The 16,871-nt window shown below is 62.1% G+C and carries 17 protein-coding genes; 9 read left to right on the top strand and 8 right to left on the bottom strand.

Features of this window, described 5'->3' with window-relative positions:
- Window positions 1-652, top strand: a 652-nt coding sequence (locus CG51_RS17740; RefSeq protein WP_035747293.1) for an FAD-binding protein, incomplete at its 5' end; no start/stop codon positions are given.
- 45 nt (window positions 653-697) lie between these two features.
- On the opposite strand, the gene proX is transcribed toward CG51_RS17740, so the two are convergent.
- The 3 genes from proX to CG51_RS17725 form a co-directional block, all read right to left on the bottom strand.
- Complete coding sequence (gene proX / locus CG51_RS17735; RefSeq protein ID WP_035747291.1) at window positions 698-1,726, bottom strand: glycine betaine/L-proline ABC transporter substrate-binding protein ProX; 1,029 nt, start codon at window positions 1,724-1,726, stop codon at window positions 698-700.
- A 62-nt stretch (window positions 1,727-1,788) separates the two neighbouring features.
- Window positions 1,789-2,727: an ABC transporter permease gene (locus CG51_RS17730; RefSeq protein ID WP_035747290.1), complete on the bottom strand. Its 939-nt coding sequence runs from the start codon at window positions 2,725-2,727 to the stop codon at window positions 1,789-1,791.
- Complete coding sequence (locus CG51_RS17725) at window positions 2,714-3,937, bottom strand: quaternary amine ABC transporter ATP-binding protein (protein ID WP_035747288.1); 1,224 nt, start codon at window positions 3,935-3,937, stop codon at window positions 2,714-2,716. Before CG51_RS17725 ends, CG51_RS17730 begins: the two co-directional genes overlap by 14 nt.
- Before the next feature lie 406 nt (window positions 3,938-4,343).
- Between CG51_RS17725 and CG51_RS17720 the strand changes: the two genes are divergently transcribed.
- The 8 genes from CG51_RS17720 (at window position 4,344) to CG51_RS17685 (ending at window position 13,477) form a co-directional block, all read left to right on the top strand.
- A complete protein-coding gene (locus CG51_RS17720; protein ID WP_198947671.1) occupies window positions 4,344-5,138 on the top strand; it encodes an SDR family NAD(P)-dependent oxidoreductase in 795 nt (264 codons plus the stop codon).
- 219 nt (window positions 5,139-5,357) lie between these two features.
- The gene (locus CG51_RS17715) at window positions 5,358-7,223 is read left to right on the top strand and encodes a TRAP transporter large permease (protein WP_035747284.1); all 1,866 of its coding nucleotides are present in this window, start codon (window positions 5,358-5,360) and stop codon (window positions 7,221-7,223) included.
- A 37-nt stretch (window positions 7,224-7,260) separates the two neighbouring features.
- Window positions 7,261-8,277, top strand: coding sequence for a TRAP transporter substrate-binding protein (locus CG51_RS17710; protein ID WP_035747282.1), 1,017 nt, complete (start codon window positions 7,261-7,263; stop codon window positions 8,275-8,277).
- A gap of 2 nt (window positions 8,278-8,279) precedes the next feature.
- Entirely contained in the window at window positions 8,280-9,107 is an 828-nt protein-coding gene (locus CG51_RS17705) for an IclR family transcriptional regulator (protein WP_035747281.1), read from the top strand.
- The gene (locus CG51_RS17700) at window positions 9,107-10,276 is read left to right on the top strand and encodes an acetyl-CoA acetyltransferase (RefSeq protein WP_035747280.1); all 1,170 of its coding nucleotides are present in this window, start codon (window positions 9,107-9,109) and stop codon (window positions 10,274-10,276) included. Before CG51_RS17705 ends, CG51_RS17700 begins: the two co-directional genes overlap by 1 nt.
- On the top strand, window positions 10,273-11,850 hold the full coding sequence (locus tag CG51_RS17695; protein ID WP_035747279.1) for an acyl-CoA synthetase: 1,578 nt from the start codon (window positions 10,273-10,275) through the stop codon (window positions 11,848-11,850). The genes CG51_RS17700 and CG51_RS17695 overlap by 4 nt, the downstream gene beginning before the upstream one ends.
- Window positions 11,847-12,689, top strand: coding sequence for a PCC domain-containing protein (locus CG51_RS17690; RefSeq protein ID WP_035747278.1), 843 nt, complete (start codon window positions 11,847-11,849; stop codon window positions 12,687-12,689). The genes CG51_RS17695 and CG51_RS17690 overlap by 4 nt, the downstream gene beginning before the upstream one ends.
- A complete protein-coding gene (locus CG51_RS17685; RefSeq protein ID WP_035747276.1) occupies window positions 12,686-13,477 on the top strand; it encodes an SDR family NAD(P)-dependent oxidoreductase in 792 nt (263 codons plus the stop codon). Before CG51_RS17690 ends, CG51_RS17685 begins: the two co-directional genes overlap by 4 nt.
- Before the next feature lie 37 nt (window positions 13,478-13,514).
- On the opposite strand, the gene CG51_RS17680 is transcribed toward CG51_RS17685, so the two are convergent.
- From CG51_RS17680 to CG51_RS17660, 5 genes are all read right to left on the bottom strand, one after another.
- Window positions 13,515-14,036, bottom strand: coding sequence for a DUF2076 domain-containing protein (locus CG51_RS17680; protein ID WP_035747274.1), 522 nt, complete (start codon window positions 14,034-14,036; stop codon window positions 13,515-13,517).
- Between the two features lie 20 nt (window positions 14,037-14,056).
- Window positions 14,057-14,782 carry a Bax inhibitor-1/YccA family protein gene (locus tag CG51_RS17675; protein ID WP_035747272.1) on the bottom strand — a complete coding sequence of 242 codons (726 nt, stop codon included), beginning with the start codon at window positions 14,780-14,782 and terminating at the stop codon, window positions 14,057-14,059.
- A gap of 16 nt (window positions 14,783-14,798) precedes the next feature.
- Window positions 14,799-15,551 carry an anti-sigma factor family protein gene (locus CG51_RS17670; protein ID WP_035747270.1) on the bottom strand — a complete coding sequence of 251 codons (753 nt, stop codon included), beginning with the start codon at window positions 15,549-15,551 and terminating at the stop codon, window positions 14,799-14,801.
- Window positions 15,538-16,065 carry a sigma-70 family RNA polymerase sigma factor gene (locus CG51_RS17665; RefSeq protein ID WP_035747269.1) on the bottom strand — a complete coding sequence of 176 codons (528 nt, stop codon included), beginning with the start codon at window positions 16,063-16,065 and terminating at the stop codon, window positions 15,538-15,540. Before CG51_RS17665 ends, CG51_RS17670 begins: the two co-directional genes overlap by 14 nt.
- Window positions 16,066-16,140: 75 nt before the next feature.
- Window positions 16,141-16,566, bottom strand: a complete 426-nt coding sequence (locus CG51_RS17660) for an acyl-CoA thioesterase (RefSeq protein ID WP_035747267.1) — start codon at window positions 16,564-16,566, stop codon at window positions 16,141-16,143.
- Window positions 16,567-16,871: the final 305 nt, after the last annotated feature.

Below are 16,871 nucleotides of genomic sequence, written 5' to 3'. Positions count from 1 at the left end.
CGAATGCTCGACCAGTTGGCGGATGGTGGATCATGACGTCGGGGCTGCCATGGGCGCTTCCGGAGAAGGCGCGGCATGGCTCATTTGCGATCACCGGGCAATACGCAAATACGGCCTTGGCCATGCGAAGCCTGCACCGATGCCGCTCGGCTCCTGGATCCGCAGCGGATATCTGAAGAAGGGCAAGACGCTCGCCGAGCTGGCCAATGCCTGCGGCATCGACCCAGCGGGGCTGGAGAAAACCGTGGCGGACTACAACATCGGCGCGCGCGTTGGCGAGGATCGTCAGTTCGGACGGGGGAGCACGGCTTTCAACCGCTATCTCGCCGATCCGGACAACAAGCCCAACCCGGCGGTAGCGCCGGTGGGGGATGGGCCATACTACGCTGTGAAGCTGGAGATGGGTGATCTTGGCACTTTCGATGGGCTCGAAACTACCGTGCCGGGGGAAGTCCTGAATCGTCAGGGGCAGGTGATCCCCGGCCTGTTCGCAGTCGGCAATGATCGGGCTTCGATCATGGGCGGCAATTATCCCGGAGCTGGGATCACCTTGGGACCGGCAATGGCATTTGGCTATATCACCGGGCGTTATCTGGCGGGAATCGGTGCGAGCGCGCAACCCGAGATACCGCAGAAGGTCGCTTCCGCGTAATACCAGAACGCCGCCCGGAAGGGCGGCGTTCTTCTTTCGTGGAGATTACTGAGTGGCCGCAGCGCGCGCCCGCTCCATCCAACCATCCACGAGTTCGCGGTTTGCTTCGATCCACGCCGCCGCATGTGCTTCGATGTTGCGGTCACCAGCATTCATCTTGGCGTTCTGCGACGACATGTCTGCAAGGGGAATCTCCACTGCTTCCAGAAGTGCCCGCGCCGAAGGGTTGGCGTCGAGGAACTCCGTATTGGCAACGGAAACGATGTCGTTCGCAGGGAAACCCAGCATGCACGGATTCGCCACGCAGCCTTCGATGTCGGGCTGAACGGCATTATCCGCCAGCGGCATGAGATTTTCCGGCAGATCGATACGCGGAACTTCGATCCAGACGACATCCTCGCCGGGCTTGAGCTGGTCGATGGTCCAGTTGGGTGTCCAAGTGTAGAAGAAGATCGGCTCGCCAGCCTGATACGAGGCGATTGCATCGGCCATCGCCGCGGCATAGCCCGCCTTGATCGGGTTGACGTGGTCGAGCAGGTCATAGGCCTTCATGTGGTGCTCGATATTGGTTTCGCACGCCCATCCGGGGGGGCAGGCAACCATGTCTGCCTTCCCGTCACCATTCCGGTCAAAGGCTTCCTGCACTTCCGGCCGTTTGAAATCATCCAGCGTCTTGATGTCGAATTTCTCGGCCGAGGCCTTGTCCACCAGATAGCCTTCGAGGGCGCCACCCTTTGCAATGGCGCCGATCGTCTCGGCCTGACCTTCGAACACGGGGCGATAGATATCGTGGCCGGGGAACCAGCCATCGACCCACATGGTCACATCGCCATAGGCAACGGACTGATAAAAGGCGGGGTTGTCGAGCGTCATCGTCGCACCCGCGCTGAAACCCAGTTCGGCCATGAGTTGCTTCACGATCTCGGTATGGAACCAGCCGGTATCCCAACTCGGCTGGGCCATAATATAGGAAACGCCTTCACCGGGTCGATCCTGCGCCATTGCGGCGGGGGCGCCGAGCACCAGAGCGGCGACGGAAAGCGTGGTGGCAAGAGAAGATTTGAGACGGGACATAGGTCGTCTCCTTTCTGTTCTATGGGAAGGGAGAGGCGGTCCTGCAAGGACCGCCGTTTCGATCAACCGATTTTCGGTTCACGGGCGGGTTCGGACACAGATGCGGTGGATCCGGCCCCGAAGAAGCCTTTCAGCGTCTGGAATAGGGAAACACGGCGCCCCCCGTTTTCATCCGCCAGACCTTGCGTGATACGGTCGAGCGTGATGGCGAGGATCACGATGGCCGCACCGCCTGCAGTGGCTGAGCCGACATCCAGCCGCCCGAGGCCCGTATTCACAACAAGCCCGAGACCACCGCCCCCGATCAGCGCGGCAATGACCACCATGGAAAGCGCCATCATCAATGTCTGGTTCAGGCCTGCCATGATCGTCCGCATCGCCATGGGAAGCTGGAGATCCCAGAGCATCTGCCAGCTCGTGGAGCCGAAGGCCTGTGCGGCTTCGATCAGATCAGCCCGGACGTTGCGGATGCCCAGATTGGTCAGCCGCACGATGGGCGGCAGGGCAAAGATGATCGTCGCGATGATGCCGGGCGTCATGCCGACACCGAAAAGCATCACGATGGGCACGAGATAGACGAAGGACGGGATCGTCTGCATCACGTCCAGCACGGGCCGCATGATCTTCCACGCGATGTCGGAGCGTGCGGCAAGGATACCCGCCGGAATCCCGATGATCGCGCAGAAGAAGACCGAAGTCAGGATCATGGCGAGCGTCGTCATCGTCTGCGGCCAGAGGCCGATCATGTCGATGAAGGAAAACCCGACGATCACGAAGATCGCCATGCCCTTGCCGGCGTAACGCCAGGCCGCGGCCGCAAACCCCAGCATCATCACAAGCATGGGGACCGCCAGCAAGAAGCCGTTCAGACCGTTCAGAACGCTCGTGATCGGAGTCTGTGCCGCCCGGAAGAAAGTGCGGAAATTGGGGACAAGCCAGCCCCGGACAAATCCGTTCACCCACTCATCGAAAGGTAGCGTTGCAATATCAGCGGGGCTCATTGGCGGCCTCCCCGTTTGTTTCGGTTTTGGCGGTGGCAAGCTGGGCCAGCACGTCCTTGGGTTCGACGACACCGACAAGACGGTCATGGCGGTCCGTCACCGCAACGGGAAGACCGCTGCCCGCAGCCTCATACACATCCGCAAGCGCCGATTTCGTGTCTACGGAGGGGAAATCCTCCCGCATCGCCTCAAGCACCGCTCCAGCGCCTTCGCCCTTGCGCGAAACGATCGCCGCGAGATCGCGATAGGTGACGATGCCGACGATCCGGTCGCCGTCGAGCACATGAAGCGCGCCGGCTTCGCTCTCTTCCATCTTCTTGAGCGCGGCGGCGGCGGTGTGACGGCCGAGCTGGATCGCCGCAGGGCGGAGGGATATGTCTTCCACGGTAAAGACCCGGCCCCGGTCGATATCCGCGACAAAGGCTGCGACGTAGTCGTCGGCCGGAGAGGTCACGATCTCTTGCGCCGTGCCAATCTGCACGATGGCACCGTCCTTCATGATGGCGATGCGGTCGCCGAGCATCATCGCCTCGTTCAGGTCGTGGGTAATGAAGACGATGGTTTTGCGCATTTTGCGCTGCAACTGGACCAGCTCTTCCTGCATCTCGCGTCGAATGAGCGGGTCGAGCGCGCCAAACGGCTCGTCCATCAGCAGAATCTCTGGTCCGGATGCCAGGCCCCGTGCGATCCCCACGCGTTGCTGCATGCCACCGGAAAGATCCGAGGGGAGAGCATCCGCCCAAGCGCCGAGGCCCACACGGTCGAGCACCTCCCGGGCTTCAATATCACGCGTCGCGGCGTCAACGCCCTTCACCTTCAGCCCGTAGGCAACGTTCTGGGCGACAGTCCAGTGGGGAAACAGGCTGAAATGCTGGAATACCATCGCGATCTTGTCGCGACGGATGCGGCGGAGCTCCTTGGGGGAGGCGGATGCAATGTCGTCGCCGTCGATCAGGATGCTTCCCGAGGTGGCCGGGATCAGCCCGTTCAGCATCCGTACAAGGGTAGACTTGCCGGAGCCTGAAAGCCCCATGATGACGAAGATTTCGCCCTCGGCCACGTCAAACGTCGCGTCCCTCACGCCGACTGTGGCGCCGGTTGCTTCGAGGATGTCCTGCTTGGTGGCGCCGTTCTGAAGGAGCGCGCGTGCCTCCTCCGATTTGTCGCCAAAAATCTTGCTGACGTTCTTTACACTCAGTTTGGCTTGCATGCCTCTCCTTGCTGTTTTCTCGCGTCCCGGGGCGACATGAAAATGCCTTTTGTGGCAGAGCGGAAAGGCCGCGTTGCCCCACTTGCGAATGATCACCGATATGTCAGATGCCCCTACATTTAGCGCGGAGGCCTCGATTTTACAACCAAAAGCCCAGATTTTGGTTCCCTGTGTTGTGATGGAACGTGAGCGCGCGCGTGAGCGAAGCCTGGGTAAAGGCAATCGCACGCTTGCTAGATCGGCAAATAAGCGCCGAGAACAAGCCGAAATTCTTCTCATTCAGAGCAGGGTTTGGCCGGTTTCAACCTTCACGCTGGTTTGACAGTTTGGCAACGGAGCGCCACTCTCGCCCTGCCCCGGGGAGAGGGCGGGGACTATGTGGTCCTTGGGGGGAACAGTGGCACGAATGAGGGAAAAGGCCGTGCTGGTCTTTGGCGCGGGGTCGGTCGGAGATGGCTGGGGAAATGGCAAGGCGGCCGCGGTCGCCTATGCGCGTGAGGGAGGTCGGGTCGCCTGCGTCGATATCGATGCAGCATCTGCAGAAGCGACCGCCGCCATCATCCGGTCGGAGGGTGGTGAGGCGCTCGCCCAGTCAGCGGATGTGACCTGCGCCGCGCAGATTGATGCCGTTGTGCAAAACATGGCGGATCGGTGGGGACGCATCGACGTTTTGCACAACAACGTCGGCATGAACCTGCCCGGGGGGGTCGCGGAGGCAACGGAAGAAAGCTGGAGGCGCGTGTTCGATGTCAACCTCACGTCCGTGTTCCTGACGTGCAAGGCGGTTCTTCCTCAGATGGTTCGGCAGGGAGGGGGTGCCATCGTGAATGTCTCCTCGCTCGCCTCGATAAGGTGGACGGGTTATCCGTACGTGTCTTATTGCGCCTCCAAGGCCGGATTGAATCAGCTGACGCGAAGCATTGCCATTGAATATGCGGCTCAGGGTATCCGGGCGAACGTCATCCTTCCCGGCCTGATCGACACGCCGCATGTTATCAAGCAGATCGGCGGTTATCATGCGGATGTGGAAGACATGCGGCGCACGCGGGACGCGATGGTTCCAATGAAACGCCAAGGAGACGGCTGGGACATCGCATGGGCGTCGGTCTTCCTTGCTTCCGATCAGGCTAAATTCATCACCGGAGTTGAGCTTCCTGTGGACGGCGGGCAGTCCTGTACGATGGCTGGCGTGGTTCAGTGATCGATTATTCCACAATGTGGATCTCATATGCAAGAAAATCACCTAAATCCATAAGGATCCATTGCATCTAACGTCGAGTCGCGACAGTGTAGCGTGGTGAGACCTGAATCTGGTCCACTATATGGATGTCGAGTGTGTATCTGGGAGGGTCGCGCTTGGCGTAGCGGCGCAAGGCCGCACCATCCGGCGGAGAGGAGCCGCCATTGGGGGAGGGGAGCCATGACAATGGCCTATGAAGCGATTCCCGCTGAGGAACTCGCTCAGCTGGAGGCGTCACATCCCGGCTCGCGCTGGATGCGGCCGGTAGAAGTGATCGCCGCGGCATTGCTGGTGGCGATGATTACAATGATCCTCACCAACGTCGCCTCGCGCTACGTTTTCGCGCGCCCGATCATCTGGGCTGACGAAATCGCGTCCATGAGCTTCCTGTGGCTTGCCATGCTGGGCGCTGCGCTGGCGATCGATCGTCATGAGCATATGCGGCTCGGGGTGTTCGTGGCGCTTTTTCCCGCGCGCGTCCAGGAATTCGTGAACGGCCTCGCGCTCCTGCTGGTTGTGACGTTTCTCGTGGCCTTGCTGCCCACCGCTTTTGAATACGCCTACGAGGAAAGCTACATCACCTCGCCCGCGCTGGAACTTCCGATGACGTATCGCGCGGCGGCGTTGCCTGCCGGCATGGTGCTCATGGCTCTCCTCGCTCTTGTGCAGGCGGTGCGGGAGACGCGGCTGAAACCGCTTCTCATGGCAGCGGTCTCGATTGCCCTTCTGGTGGGCGTGCTCTGGCTCGCCCGGCCCGTCTTGTTGGGTTTTGGCAATTGGAATTTGCCGCTGTTCCTTGCGCTTGGCGTGGGAACGCTGCTGGTCATGGGTGTGCCCATCGCGTTCTGCTTCGGGCTGGGCACACTGGCCTACCTGACGTTCGCGACGAATGTGCCGGTTTTCGTCATGATCGGGCGCATCGACGAAGGGATGTCGGCGCTCATCCTGCTTTCTGTTCCCGTGTTCGTGTTGCTCGGCTGCATTCTGGATGCGACGGGCATGGGCAGGGCTATCGTGGAGTTCCTTGCCTCGCTGCTCGGTCATGTAAAGGCGGGCATGTCATATGTCCTGCTTGGGTCGCTGTTTCTGGTTTCTGGTATTTCCGGTTCGAAAGTGTCGGACATGGCCACGGTGGCGCCTGCGCTTTTCCCGGAGATGAAGCGGCGGGGCCATAAACCGTCCAACATGATCGCCCTGCTCGCCACCGGTGCCGCCATGGCGGATACAGTCCCGCCTTCCATCGTACTGATCGTGCTGGGCTCTGCGGCTGGCGTTTCCATCGCCGGATTGTTTACCTCCGGTTTCGCGATCGCGATGGTGCTGCTTGTTGTGCTGGCGCTGCTCGCCCGCTGGCAGGCGCGGGGAGAGGATATGACCCATGCGCGCCGTGTTCCGCTTCGCATGATGTGGAACACGCTGCTGATTGCGGCGCCGGCGTTGACGCTGCCATTCCTGATCCGCTGGTTCGTGGGCGGCGGGATCGCCACGGCGACGGAAGTGTCCACTGTTGCCGTGGTTTATGCGGCGTTCATCGGCATGGTGCTCTACGGTGGCATCCCACTCCGGCGGATGGGAACGATGCTGGTGGAGACGGCCGCGCTTTCCGGTGCGATCCTGCTCATCCTCGGCACGGCCTCTGCGATGGCCTGGGCGCTGACCCAGTCGGGGTTCGCGGGGCAGTTGCTGCGCACGGTGTCCGACCTGCCAGGCGGAACTTTCACCTTCATGGCGGTCACGATCGCGATCTTCCTTGTTCTTGGCTGTTTTCTTGAGGGGATTCCGGCGATCGTGCTCATGGCGCCTATCATGTTCCCGATGGCCCGGGCTCTTGGCATCAATGACATCCATTATTCGATGGTGATTGTCGTCGCGATGAATCTTGGCCTGATGGCACCCCCCATCGGGATCGGCTTCTATCTCGCCTGCAAGATCGGCAACGTGCCCCCCGATGCCGCGATGGGCGCGATCTGGCCCTATCTGGGCGCGCTGTTCATCGGACTGGTCATCATCGCCGCGGTCCCCTGGTTTTCGCTCGCCTTCCTCTGAAGGCATAACACTTCGTCATGTCTCAGGGAGGAGACCCATGACCCTCAGCCGTCGTTCGCTGATCATCGGCGCATCCGCAGGTGCGCTGGCCGCGCCCTTTATTCGGGTCCACCCCGCAATGGCTGCAGAGTACACTTACAAGCTCGCGAACAATCAGCCGCTGTCGCATCCTTCCAACGTCCGTGTGGCGGAGGCGATCGCGAAGATCCGCGAGGAATCGGGTGGCCGCATGGAAATCAACGTGTTTCCGCAGAGCCAACTCGGGGGCGACACGGAAGTATTAGGTCAGCTCCGTTCCGGGGGGGTCGAATTCTTCATGCTCTCGCCGCTTATCCTCTCCACTTTTGTGCCGAATGCTTCGCTGAACGGCATCGGCTTCGCCTTCAAGGATTATGACGCCGTCTGGGCGGCAATGGACGGCGATCTGGGTGCCTATGTGCGCAAGGAGATTGAGGCGAAGGGTCTGTACGCCTTTGACCGGATCTACGACAATGGCTTCCGGCAGATTTCCAGCTCGACCAAGCCGATCGCATCACCTGCGGATCTGGAAGGGTTCAAGATCCGGGTTCCGGTCAGCCCACTCTGGACATCCATGTTCTCGGCCTTCGGCTCCGCTCCCGCCTCCATCAACTTCGCTGAGGTATATACAGCGCTTCAGACCGGCATTGTGGACGGGCAGGAGAACCCTCTGGCGATCCTGTCGAACTTCAAGCTGTTCGAAGTGCAGAAATTCGTCTCGATGACAAACCATATGTGGGACGGATTCTGGATGCTGTCGGGGCGGCGTGCCTGGGGTGCTCTGCCGGATGACCTGAAAGAGATCGTCGCGCGGAACTTCAATGCCTCCGCTCTTGATCAGCGAAAAGATATCATGACGTTGAATACCTCTCTTCAAGGAGAACTTGAAGCGCACGGAATGGTATTCAACTCTGTCGATCCGGCTGCTTTCCAACAGAAACTTCTGGACGCGGGCTTCTACAAGGAGTGGCATGGCAAGTTTGGTGACGAGGCCTGGTCGATCCTGGAGAAGGCGACAGGGCTGACCCTCGGCTGATCATGAACCAGCCCGGTCCCTTTGCCGAAACACAGGTTACCGGCGCTCAATCGGTGGAACGGGCGCTGGCACTGCTGTCGCTCGTGGGTCGCAACGGCGACAGCGGTGCCAGTCTGTCACAGATCGTCGGAGCAAGCGGCCTGAACAAGCCGACAGCCCGGCGCCTGCTGATGGCGCTCATGCGTGCCCGGCTGGTAGATCAGGATCCGGCAAGTCGTAAATACACGCTGGGGCCGGAGCTCTATGTGCTGGGGATTCTGGCGGGTCGGCGGCATGGGCTGCTCGCCCATTCCATGGACGCGCTCCGGCGTCTTTCGGAGGAAACGGGAGACACCAGTTTCCTGACTGTCCGGCAAGGCAGTTACGCGCTTTGCCTGCACCGGCAGGAAGGCTCTCATCCTGTCCGTACTCATGCGCTGCAGGTCGGCGATCAGCATCCGCTCGGAGTGGGCGCCGGCGCGATGGCCATTCTGGCGGCCCTGCCGGAGCAGGAACGGGACGCGATCATCGCGCAGATGGCACATGAATACGCCTTGATCGGCAGCTACTCCGCCGATCAGGTCCGGCTGGATGTGGAGACGACCGTCAAGGCGGGGCATGCGCTCAATCCGGGCCTGTTCGTCAGTTCGTCCTGGGGGATCGGCCGGGCGATCCGCCTGCCCGATGGTGAAGTTGCGGGCGCGATTTCCATAGCTGCAGTGGATAGCAGGTTAGGCCCGCAGCGTCAGGAAGAGTTGGCCGCTCTTCTGGCGCGTGAGGCAACGGCAATAGAGGCTCGATTGCAAAAGGTTTTTGCTCCGCAAGGGGGCACGGAGGAAGGAAGGAAGTGATGGCAGATCCGATGATCGTCGGCTGGGCGCACACAAAGTTCGGGAAGTCCGAGGCAAAGGACACCATGGCGCTGATGGCGGAAGTCACTGCCCCCGCGCTTGCCCACGCGGGCCTGCCTGCCGGGAGCGTAGATGGGATCTTTGTAGGAAGCTTTAACAATGGCTTCCAACGTCAGGATTTTCAAGGTTCCCTTGTTGCAATGGGGTTGCCTGAACTTACGCATGTTCCGGCGGTGAGATGTGAGAACGCCTGCGCAACGGGTTCCGCAGCCCTTCACGCGGCCATGGACTTCATCGCCGCGGGCAGAGGGCGCGTGGCACTCGTCGTCGGTGCGGAAAAGATGACGGGCATACCGACGGCGGATGTCGGCGATGTCCTGCTGACCGCCTGCTACCGTGAGGAGGAAAGCGGGGTCGAGGGCGGTTTCGCCGGCATCTTCGGGCAGATCGCCAACCATTATTTCCAGCAGAATGGCGACCGCTCCGAGGAGCTGGCCATGATCGCGGCAAAGAACCATGCGAATGGCATGAACAATCCCTATGCCCATATGCAGAAGGATTTCGGTCTCGCCTTCTGCAATACCGTCTCGGACAAGAACCCCTATGTCGCCGGGCCGCTGCGGCGGACGGATTGCTCGCTCGTTTCCGATGGGGCGGCGGCCCTCGTGCTGGCGGATGCCGAGACTGCGGCCTCTCTGCAACGTGCCATCGGCTTCCGCTCCCGTGTTCAGGCGAACGATATTCTCGCGCTTTCCCGCCGGAATCCCATCGCCTTTGAGGGTGGGCGTCGTGCCTGGGCGGGGGCTCTGGCGAATGCGGGCCTTGGTATCGGCGATCTGGATCTCGTGGAGACGCATGATTGCTTCACCATGGCCGAGATGATCGAATATGAGATCATGGGCCTTGCCGCGCCGGGCGAAGGCTGGAAGGTCATCCGCGAAGGGCGCACCCGGATGGAGGGCGACCTGCCCGTGAACCCGTCCGGCGGATTGAAGTCCCGCGGGCATCCGATCGGCGCGACCGGCGTTTCCCAGCATGTGATGGCTGCCATGCAATTGATGGGTGAGGCTGGCGACATGCAGGTGCCGGGAGCGGAACTGGCCGGCGTGTTCAACATGGGTGGCGCTGCGGTGGCCAACTATGTTTCCATTCTGGAGCGCGTGAAATGAAACCCTGTTCGACACGGGTGATGAACCTCGCGACCTTCGTCAGCCAGAACGCCCGTCGCGCGCCGGAAGACATTGCTATCGTCTGGCGTGAGAGCGTCTGGACTTGGACGGAGTTCGAAGCCCGTATCGACGCCATGGCGGCCGCGTTGCAGAGCTACGGCATCACCAAGGGCGACCGTGTTCTCGTCCAGTCGCAGAACTGCAACCAGATGTTCGAAACGATGTTCGCCTGTTTCCGCATCGGTGCGATCTATGTTCCAACCAACTTCCGGCAGACCCCGGAAGAGGTCGCGTTTCTGGCGGAGAGTTCGGGGGCCAAGGCATTGATATGCAATGCCACATTCCCGGAGCACGCGGCTGCCTGCACCCGCATGGGTCTGACAATCGCCATCGGTGATGCGGCATTCGGCCCCTCCTACGACGCCATTGTGGCGGATTTTCTGGGGAGAAAGCCGCAACCCGTGGCGGTGGACCGCGATGATCCTTGCTGGTTCTTCTTTACTTCGGGAACAACCGGAAGGCCCAAGGCGTCTGTGCTGACGCATGGCCAGATGGCTTTTGTGGTGACCAACCATCTGGCTGACCTGATGCCGGGTTTGACGCCCGAGGACGCGTCTCTCGTGGTGGCGCCGCTGAGCCATGGCGCGGGGGTGCATCAGCTCACCCAGGTGGCGCGGGGCGTCAAGACAGTGCTCATGCCTTCCGAGCGTTTCGATGTCGCGACCGCGTGGGATCTGGTTGAGCGCTGGCATATCTCCACGATCTTCACTGTTCCAACTATCCTGAAGCTGATGGTGGAGCATGAGAGTGTCGAGCGTTTCGATCACCGATCCCTCCGCTACGTGATCTACGCGGGCGCGCCCATGTATCGTGAGGATCAGAAGCGTGCACTGGCCGCTCTTGGTCCTGTGCTTGTGCAGTACTTCGGTCTTGGCGAGGTGACCGGCGCGATCACCGTGCTTCCCAATCGGCTGCATGCGGCGGAGGACGGGCCGGATGTTCGTCTTGCCACCTGCGGATTTGAACGGACCGGGATGGAGTTGCAGATTCAGGGCGACGACGGCCGGCCGCTTCAGCCCTTCGAGACGGGAGAGATCTGCGTGATCGGACCCGCCGTGTTCGCGGGTTACTGGGAAAATCCGGATGCGAACGCCAAGTCGTTTCGGGACGGGTGGTTCCGGACCGGCGACCTCGGCCATGTCGATGAGCAGGGGTTCCTCTACATAACCGGGCGCGCGTCGGACATGTATATCTCCGGCGGCTCCAACGTCTATCCGCGTGAGATAGAGGAGAAGCTTCTCATCCATCCTGCGGTGCGGGAAGTGGCGGTTCTGGGTCTGCCGGACCCCCTTTGGGGGGAGGTTGGCGTTGCGGTCTGCGTGGTCGATGCCACGGTGACAGAGGGAGAGCTTGCCGCCCATCTCGACGGACGCATAGCGCGCTACAATATGCCCAAGCGCTTTCTGTTCTGGGAGGAGCTACCGAAATCCGCCTATGGCAAGATCACCAAGAAGCTGGTGCGGGAGGAGATTGAGCGCCGCGGCATGCCGGAGCTGGAAAGGCATCTGGCATGACAGAGCTGCGTCAAGGGCTGCGGCATCCCGGCACCCCCGCGGCTGATCGACGGCAGGCTGTCCCGACCCGGCTTCAGCCGCTGGAAAGCGATCTGGTGGCGGGCCGCGTTCTGATGGACGAAGTCGCGCGCATCTTCGACGCGGCAGGCTGCATGGGCGGCGTCATCTGGCTCGACGGAATAACGGCGGACCCGTTCCGCTACGTCCTGCCCGCGCTTTCTACCGATGGGGTTCACGCGGCCTATTACAGCAAGACCCATGCACCTTCCGGGCGGGTGACACTTGGATCGTGTGTCGCCGTCGTCGGCTGGCGGGATGGTGCTCGCTTTCTTCACTGCCACGGCGAATGGCAGATGGAGGACGGGACGATCGCGATGGGACATCTTTTACCCCTCGAAAGCCGGGTTGCGAATTCAGTCACTATTCGTGGATTGGGCGCACCCGCAGCCTGGTTCGAGGCGCTGCCGGATGAGGAGACGAATTTCACGCTCTTTTCGGCTGTAGGTGGTGGTAGCGGGAGCTCCCTCCTGCTTCGTCTTCGCCCCGGTGAGGACGTGGTGACGGCAATTGAACAGGTCGCGGCGGCGCACGGTCTGCGTCGCGGTCGTGTCCATGGGATCGGGTCCATCTGCGATCCGGTGTTCACTGATGGCAGGCAGGTGGACTGCGTTGCAACCGAGGCCCGTGTCGATGCGGGGGATATCGTGGACGGTGTCTGTTTGCTTGCGGTGTCTCTTGTCGATGTAGAGGGTCATGTCCATTCCGGAAAGCTCACCAAAGGTGAGAATATCGTCGGAGTAACCTTTGAAATATTGGTAGAAAACCTGGAGGATCAATGAACGACGCTATTCCGGAAAAGGGCATGGTTCTGGTCACCGGCGGGGCATCCGGCATTGGTCTTTCAGTCGTGGAGGCCGCGTTGGCGGAGAATTGGCGGGTCGTGGCGATCGACCTGGCAGGTGGGCCGCTCGACCGTCTTGCCGGCAGGCTCGACAATACCCGGGCCCGCGCCGTCGCGCTCGACGTGGCCGATGAGGACCGCGTGGTGGAAACCGTTGCGCGGCTGGAAGAGGAACTGGGCCCCATCACCGGGCTGGTCAATTCGGCGGGTATCGCGCGGGACGTGGCGATCATGCAGACCGACCCGGGATTGTTCCGCCGCATACTTGACGTGAACGTGGTCGGATCCTTCCTGATGGCACGGGAAGCCGCGCGGGTCATGCGGGGGCGGGGCGGCGCCATTGTGAACGTGGCCTCCGTCTCGGGTATAAAGGGGAATGAGGGGCGGGTGGCCTATGGCGCATCCAAGGGAGCTGTCATCACCATGAGCAGGGTGATGGCGGTTGAACTTGCGCCGCTCGGCATCCGGGTGAACGTGATCGCGCCCGGTCCCATCGAAACGCCCATGGTCCGCGAGGTGCATACGCCGGAGGTCAGAGAGACATGGATCTCCACTGTTCCGATGCGACGCTATGGTGTTCCTGAGGACATCGCGCAGGCGGCGCTGTTTCTTCTGGACGCCAGCCGTTCGGGTTATGTCACGGGGCAGACGCTCGCCGTCGATGGCGGCTTCACAATCGCGGGGATCATGAGCGGCACGGCTGCACAGGCCAACGCCACGGTTTGACAGTGCGGGGTGGATTGCCCACCCCGCGAGAGAGAGATCAGAACTCCTCCCAGTCTCCGCCGTCGTCAAACCCCATGTCCGCGGGCTCGTCAGGGCTTTCGCCTGCCTCTGCAGAGCCTGCGAACATGCCGCCTATGGCATTGGCAAGCATCATGCCGCCCGCGACGCCCATTGCTGTCTGCGCCGCACCGCCCAGAAAGCCGCCGCTCCGGCCGGGTTGCGCCATGCCCGGCGCAGGTTGACCCAGGGATTGGCCGGCCGGCTGACGGGGCCGGGGCTGAGCGCCGGGCCCGCCCAGAAGACGCGAGAGAAAACCGCCCTGGCCTTGCCGCGCCGCATGGACCTGCGCCTCCAGATCGGCAATCCGTGCCTCTGCAGCGTTCAGCGCCTGCTCCTGTACGACAACTGTCTGGGCGAGATAATAGGGTGCACCGGGCTGACGGGCGACCTGCTGCGCGATGAAGGCTTCCGCCTCTCTGTCACGCTGGGGAGATTGACGCTCCACATCCGCGAGCTTGCCGAAAAGGCCCGTGATCGCCTGTTTGTCGTTGTGATCCATGAGAGCCGATGTCCTTTCGGTTATTCCTCCCGCTCGCCGGTAAGGCTCAGCAGGAGCTGGAAGATGTTGACGAAGTTCAGATAAAGCGACAGCGCGCCCATCACGGCCAATTTGCCCTGCGTTTCGCTGTCATGATGCTCGGCGTATTGCAGCTTGATGTTCTGCGTGTCCCAGGCGGTCAGCCCGACAAACACAATGATGCCGATGACGGAGACCGCGAACTGCAGGGCCGAGGAGCCAAGAAAGATATTGATGACGCTGGCGAGAACCACGCCGATCAGGCCCATGAACAGGAAGCTGCCCATTTGGGTCAGGTCGCGCCGGGTCGTGTAACCGTAGAGGCTCATCGCTCCGAACATGGCCGCCGCACCAAAGAACGCGCGCCCGATCGATACGCCGGTAAACACGAGGAATACGGAGGCGAGCGACAGCCCCATGACCGCGCAGAAGGCCCAGAAAAGAGTCTGCGCCGTGCTCGCGCTGATGGCCTCGATGCGGAAGGAGAAAAAGAAGATGAACGCCAGCGGCGCAAACATCACCACCCATTTCAAGGGGGTGGAGAAGATGGGAACATAGAGCGCCGGTACGGAGGCCACCAGCATCGCCACCGCTGCGGTAAGCACGAGGCCGATGCCCATGTAGTTGTAAACGCGCAGCATATGCGCCCGCAGACCCGCGTCGAAGGCGGCAGCGTTTGCCGCCGCGGGCGCGAAGCCGGCGCTCCGCCCGCGATAACTGTCGTTCATGGGATACTCCTGTTGGTCAATAGAGGGTTCTGGACAGCCGCTCCGCTGCGACACGCAGCCGTTCGGTATCCGTTTCGGCGAGCAGGACATGCGCTGTCTCGCCGATCTGGAACCAGACGATGGCGATGCCGCCCCGCTGTTCGGACGCTGGCAGAGTGACGGCAAAGCCACCCGGGCGCGCGGCGAAGACATGGAGGCGACCCATGTCTTCGGTGTCGAAGGTGATTTCCACACCCGGTCCCTGCGGGGAGGGAAAGATCTGCGCGTCCCGGAGGGTCCAGCCGCTGTCGTAGAGCGGCAGGATGATGCCGGTGGCGGCGCGGATTCCCTCACGGTCCATGTGCTGGAACGGCGGTTGTGACGGCATGGAAAGGCGCAGGTTGCCCGCATCGCGTGCTGCAAGGGCAGCTTCCACGACGGCCGGCGGCGGCACGGAAGCCGACAGAGGTCGGATCCCCGTATGCGCCACCCAACCCACAACGATCAGTGCGCAGGCAGGCAAGAGGCGCAGCGCCCGGCGAAGATTGCGATCACGAGCGATACCCCGTGCGAGCTTCCCTGCGGCCCGGCCCGTCCTTCGGTTTTCGCCAGCCGGTACGGCCGTTGCGAGGCGGAGTTCGTCGCGGATGCGCAAATCGGCCATCACCCGCGCGGCGGCATCCGGGCGCGCTGCGAGCCACTGCTCCACCCGCGCGCGTTGCCAAAGGTCGAGCTGGTCATCCACATAGGCGTCGAGATCGACCTGTGTCACCTGATCAGCCGCGGGCATTACGCCCTCCAACAACCTGGAGCGCCGGTCGCGCGGGCCCTTCCTCGAATTCCCGGAGTCGGGCGCGGGCGCGGGAAATGCGCGACATGATGGTGCCGATCGGAACCCCCGCGATGTCGGCGGCCTCCGCATAGCTGAGCCCCTCGATCGCGACGAGGTGCAGTGCTTCGCGCTGGTCCTGCGGAAGATCGAGAAAGGCCGCGCGGATCTGCGACAGGCGAACAACGGCTTCCTGCGGTGCCTCCGCGCTTTGCGGCGCGGCAAGACTGGTTGCCACGATCCGGCGCGCTTCCGCCGTCCGGCTGCGGTAGCGATCGACGAAGACGTTGTGCAGGATGCCGAACAGCCAACCACGGATATTGCCGCCTGCCCGGAGCGTACCGCGTGCCTCATGCCCTCTCAGCAACGCTTCCTGTACGAGGTCTTCAGCCTCTCCCTCATCGCGGGAAAGGGTCAGGGCATAGCGGCGGAGCGCGGGGAGATCGTCAAGGATCGGGTCGGTCTTGCGGGTCATCGTGCTCCATATACGGAGTCACGGGGCGAAACATTCCCTGCTCATGGGCTGACAAACTGTCGCAGGCCGCGCTGGTCAGGCAGCGACGGATTGAAGATAGGCCAGCGCCGCTTCCGAAATCGGGCGGGACCGGCGCGTTTCGTCATCCATCAACACCAGAACGGAAATGCCCGTCGCCACGCAGCGTCCATCGTGGAAGATCGCCTGCCGGAGGGTGAGCGAGCTCCGCCCCACACGAGCTACGGACGTGCCTATCTGCACCTCTCCGGGCCAGCGCAATTCCGCCCGGAAGTCCAGTTCCAACCGCGCGATGACGTATGAGGCGCCATCTTCGCGCAGGGGAGAGGCAGCATCGAACAGCAGCTCCACACGCCCCGTCTCCAGAAGCGTGGAGAACACCGCGTTGTTGACGTGACCCTGCCGGTCCGTGTCGCCGTAGCGTAGCTTGTCGCGGCTGAGCAACTGGAAATCCTCTGGCGCGGGCTCGGGGGTCTGGGTCATTCTGCATCTCCGTGGGCGAGGCTGGCGGTCGTCAGCCGTCGGACGGTAGCGGCGACGCTTTCCTTGCGCAAGCGGCGCGAAGGCGCTCCAATGGCTTGCAATGGTTCGCCATTCCGGTCTAGACGGACCATAGCCAGCCGTCGCCAGCCAATGTTCTACGCGCGTGGAGTCGCGATGACCCTGACCAGGCGCCAGTTGATGATAACACCCTTCGCTTTCGGTCTCAGCGGCGCGGCGTCTTCGGCCTCAGCCGATGCAGCGGACCTTCTTCGAAGGCTTTATTCGTTCAGTTCGTCGCCCGAACT

Source organism: Haematobacter missouriensis, from assembly GCF_000740775.1.
Lineage (GTDB): Bacteria > Pseudomonadota > Alphaproteobacteria > Rhodobacterales > Rhodobacteraceae > Haematobacter > Haematobacter missouriensis.
The sequence above is the reverse complement of the archived record's forward strand: the minus strand, read 5'-3'. Positions and strand labels throughout refer to the sequence as shown.

Coding starts and splice junctions, on each gene's coding strand:
- proX (WP_035747291.1), bottom strand. CDS start 1,726: ATGTCCCGTCTCAAATCTTCTCTTGCCACCACGCTTTCCGTCGCCGCT.
- CG51_RS17730 (WP_035747290.1), bottom strand. CDS start 2,727: ATGAGCCCCGCTGATATTGCAACGCTACCTTTCGATGAGTGGGTGAAC.
- CG51_RS17725 (WP_035747288.1), bottom strand. CDS start 3,937: ATGCAAGCCAAACTGAGTGTAAAGAACGTCAGCAAGATTTTTGGCGAC.
- CG51_RS17720 (WP_198947671.1), top strand. CDS start 4,344: ATGAGGGAAAAGGCCGTGCTGGTCTTTGGCGCGGGGTCGGTCGGAGAT.
- CG51_RS17715 (WP_035747284.1), top strand. CDS start 5,358: ATGACAATGGCCTATGAAGCGATTCCCGCTGAGGAACTCGCTCAGCTG.
- CG51_RS17710 (WP_035747282.1), top strand. CDS start 7,261: ATGACCCTCAGCCGTCGTTCGCTGATCATCGGCGCATCCGCAGGTGCG.
- CG51_RS17705 (WP_035747281.1), top strand. CDS start 8,280: ATGAACCAGCCCGGTCCCTTTGCCGAAACACAGGTTACCGGCGCTCAA.
- CG51_RS17700 (WP_035747280.1), top strand. CDS start 9,107: ATGGCAGATCCGATGATCGTCGGCTGGGCGCACACAAAGTTCGGGAAG.
- CG51_RS17695 (WP_035747279.1), top strand. CDS start 10,273: ATGAAACCCTGTTCGACACGGGTGATGAACCTCGCGACCTTCGTCAGC.
- CG51_RS17690 (WP_035747278.1), top strand. CDS start 11,847: ATGACAGAGCTGCGTCAAGGGCTGCGGCATCCCGGCACCCCCGCGGCT.
- CG51_RS17685 (WP_035747276.1), top strand. CDS start 12,686: ATGAACGACGCTATTCCGGAAAAGGGCATGGTTCTGGTCACCGGCGGG.
- CG51_RS17680 (WP_035747274.1), bottom strand. CDS start 14,036: ATGGATCACAACGACAAACAGGCGATCACGGGCCTTTTCGGCAAGCTC.
- CG51_RS17675 (WP_035747272.1), bottom strand. CDS start 14,782: ATGAACGACAGTTATCGCGGGCGGAGCGCCGGCTTCGCGCCCGCGGCG.
- CG51_RS17670 (WP_035747270.1), bottom strand. CDS start 15,551: ATGCCCGCGGCTGATCAGGTGACACAGGTCGATCTCGACGCCTATGTG.
- CG51_RS17665 (WP_035747269.1), bottom strand. CDS start 16,065: ATGACCCGCAAGACCGACCCGATCCTTGACGATCTCCCCGCGCTCCGC.
- CG51_RS17660 (WP_035747267.1), bottom strand. CDS start 16,566: ATGACCCAGACCCCCGAGCCCGCGCCAGAGGATTTCCAGTTGCTCAGC.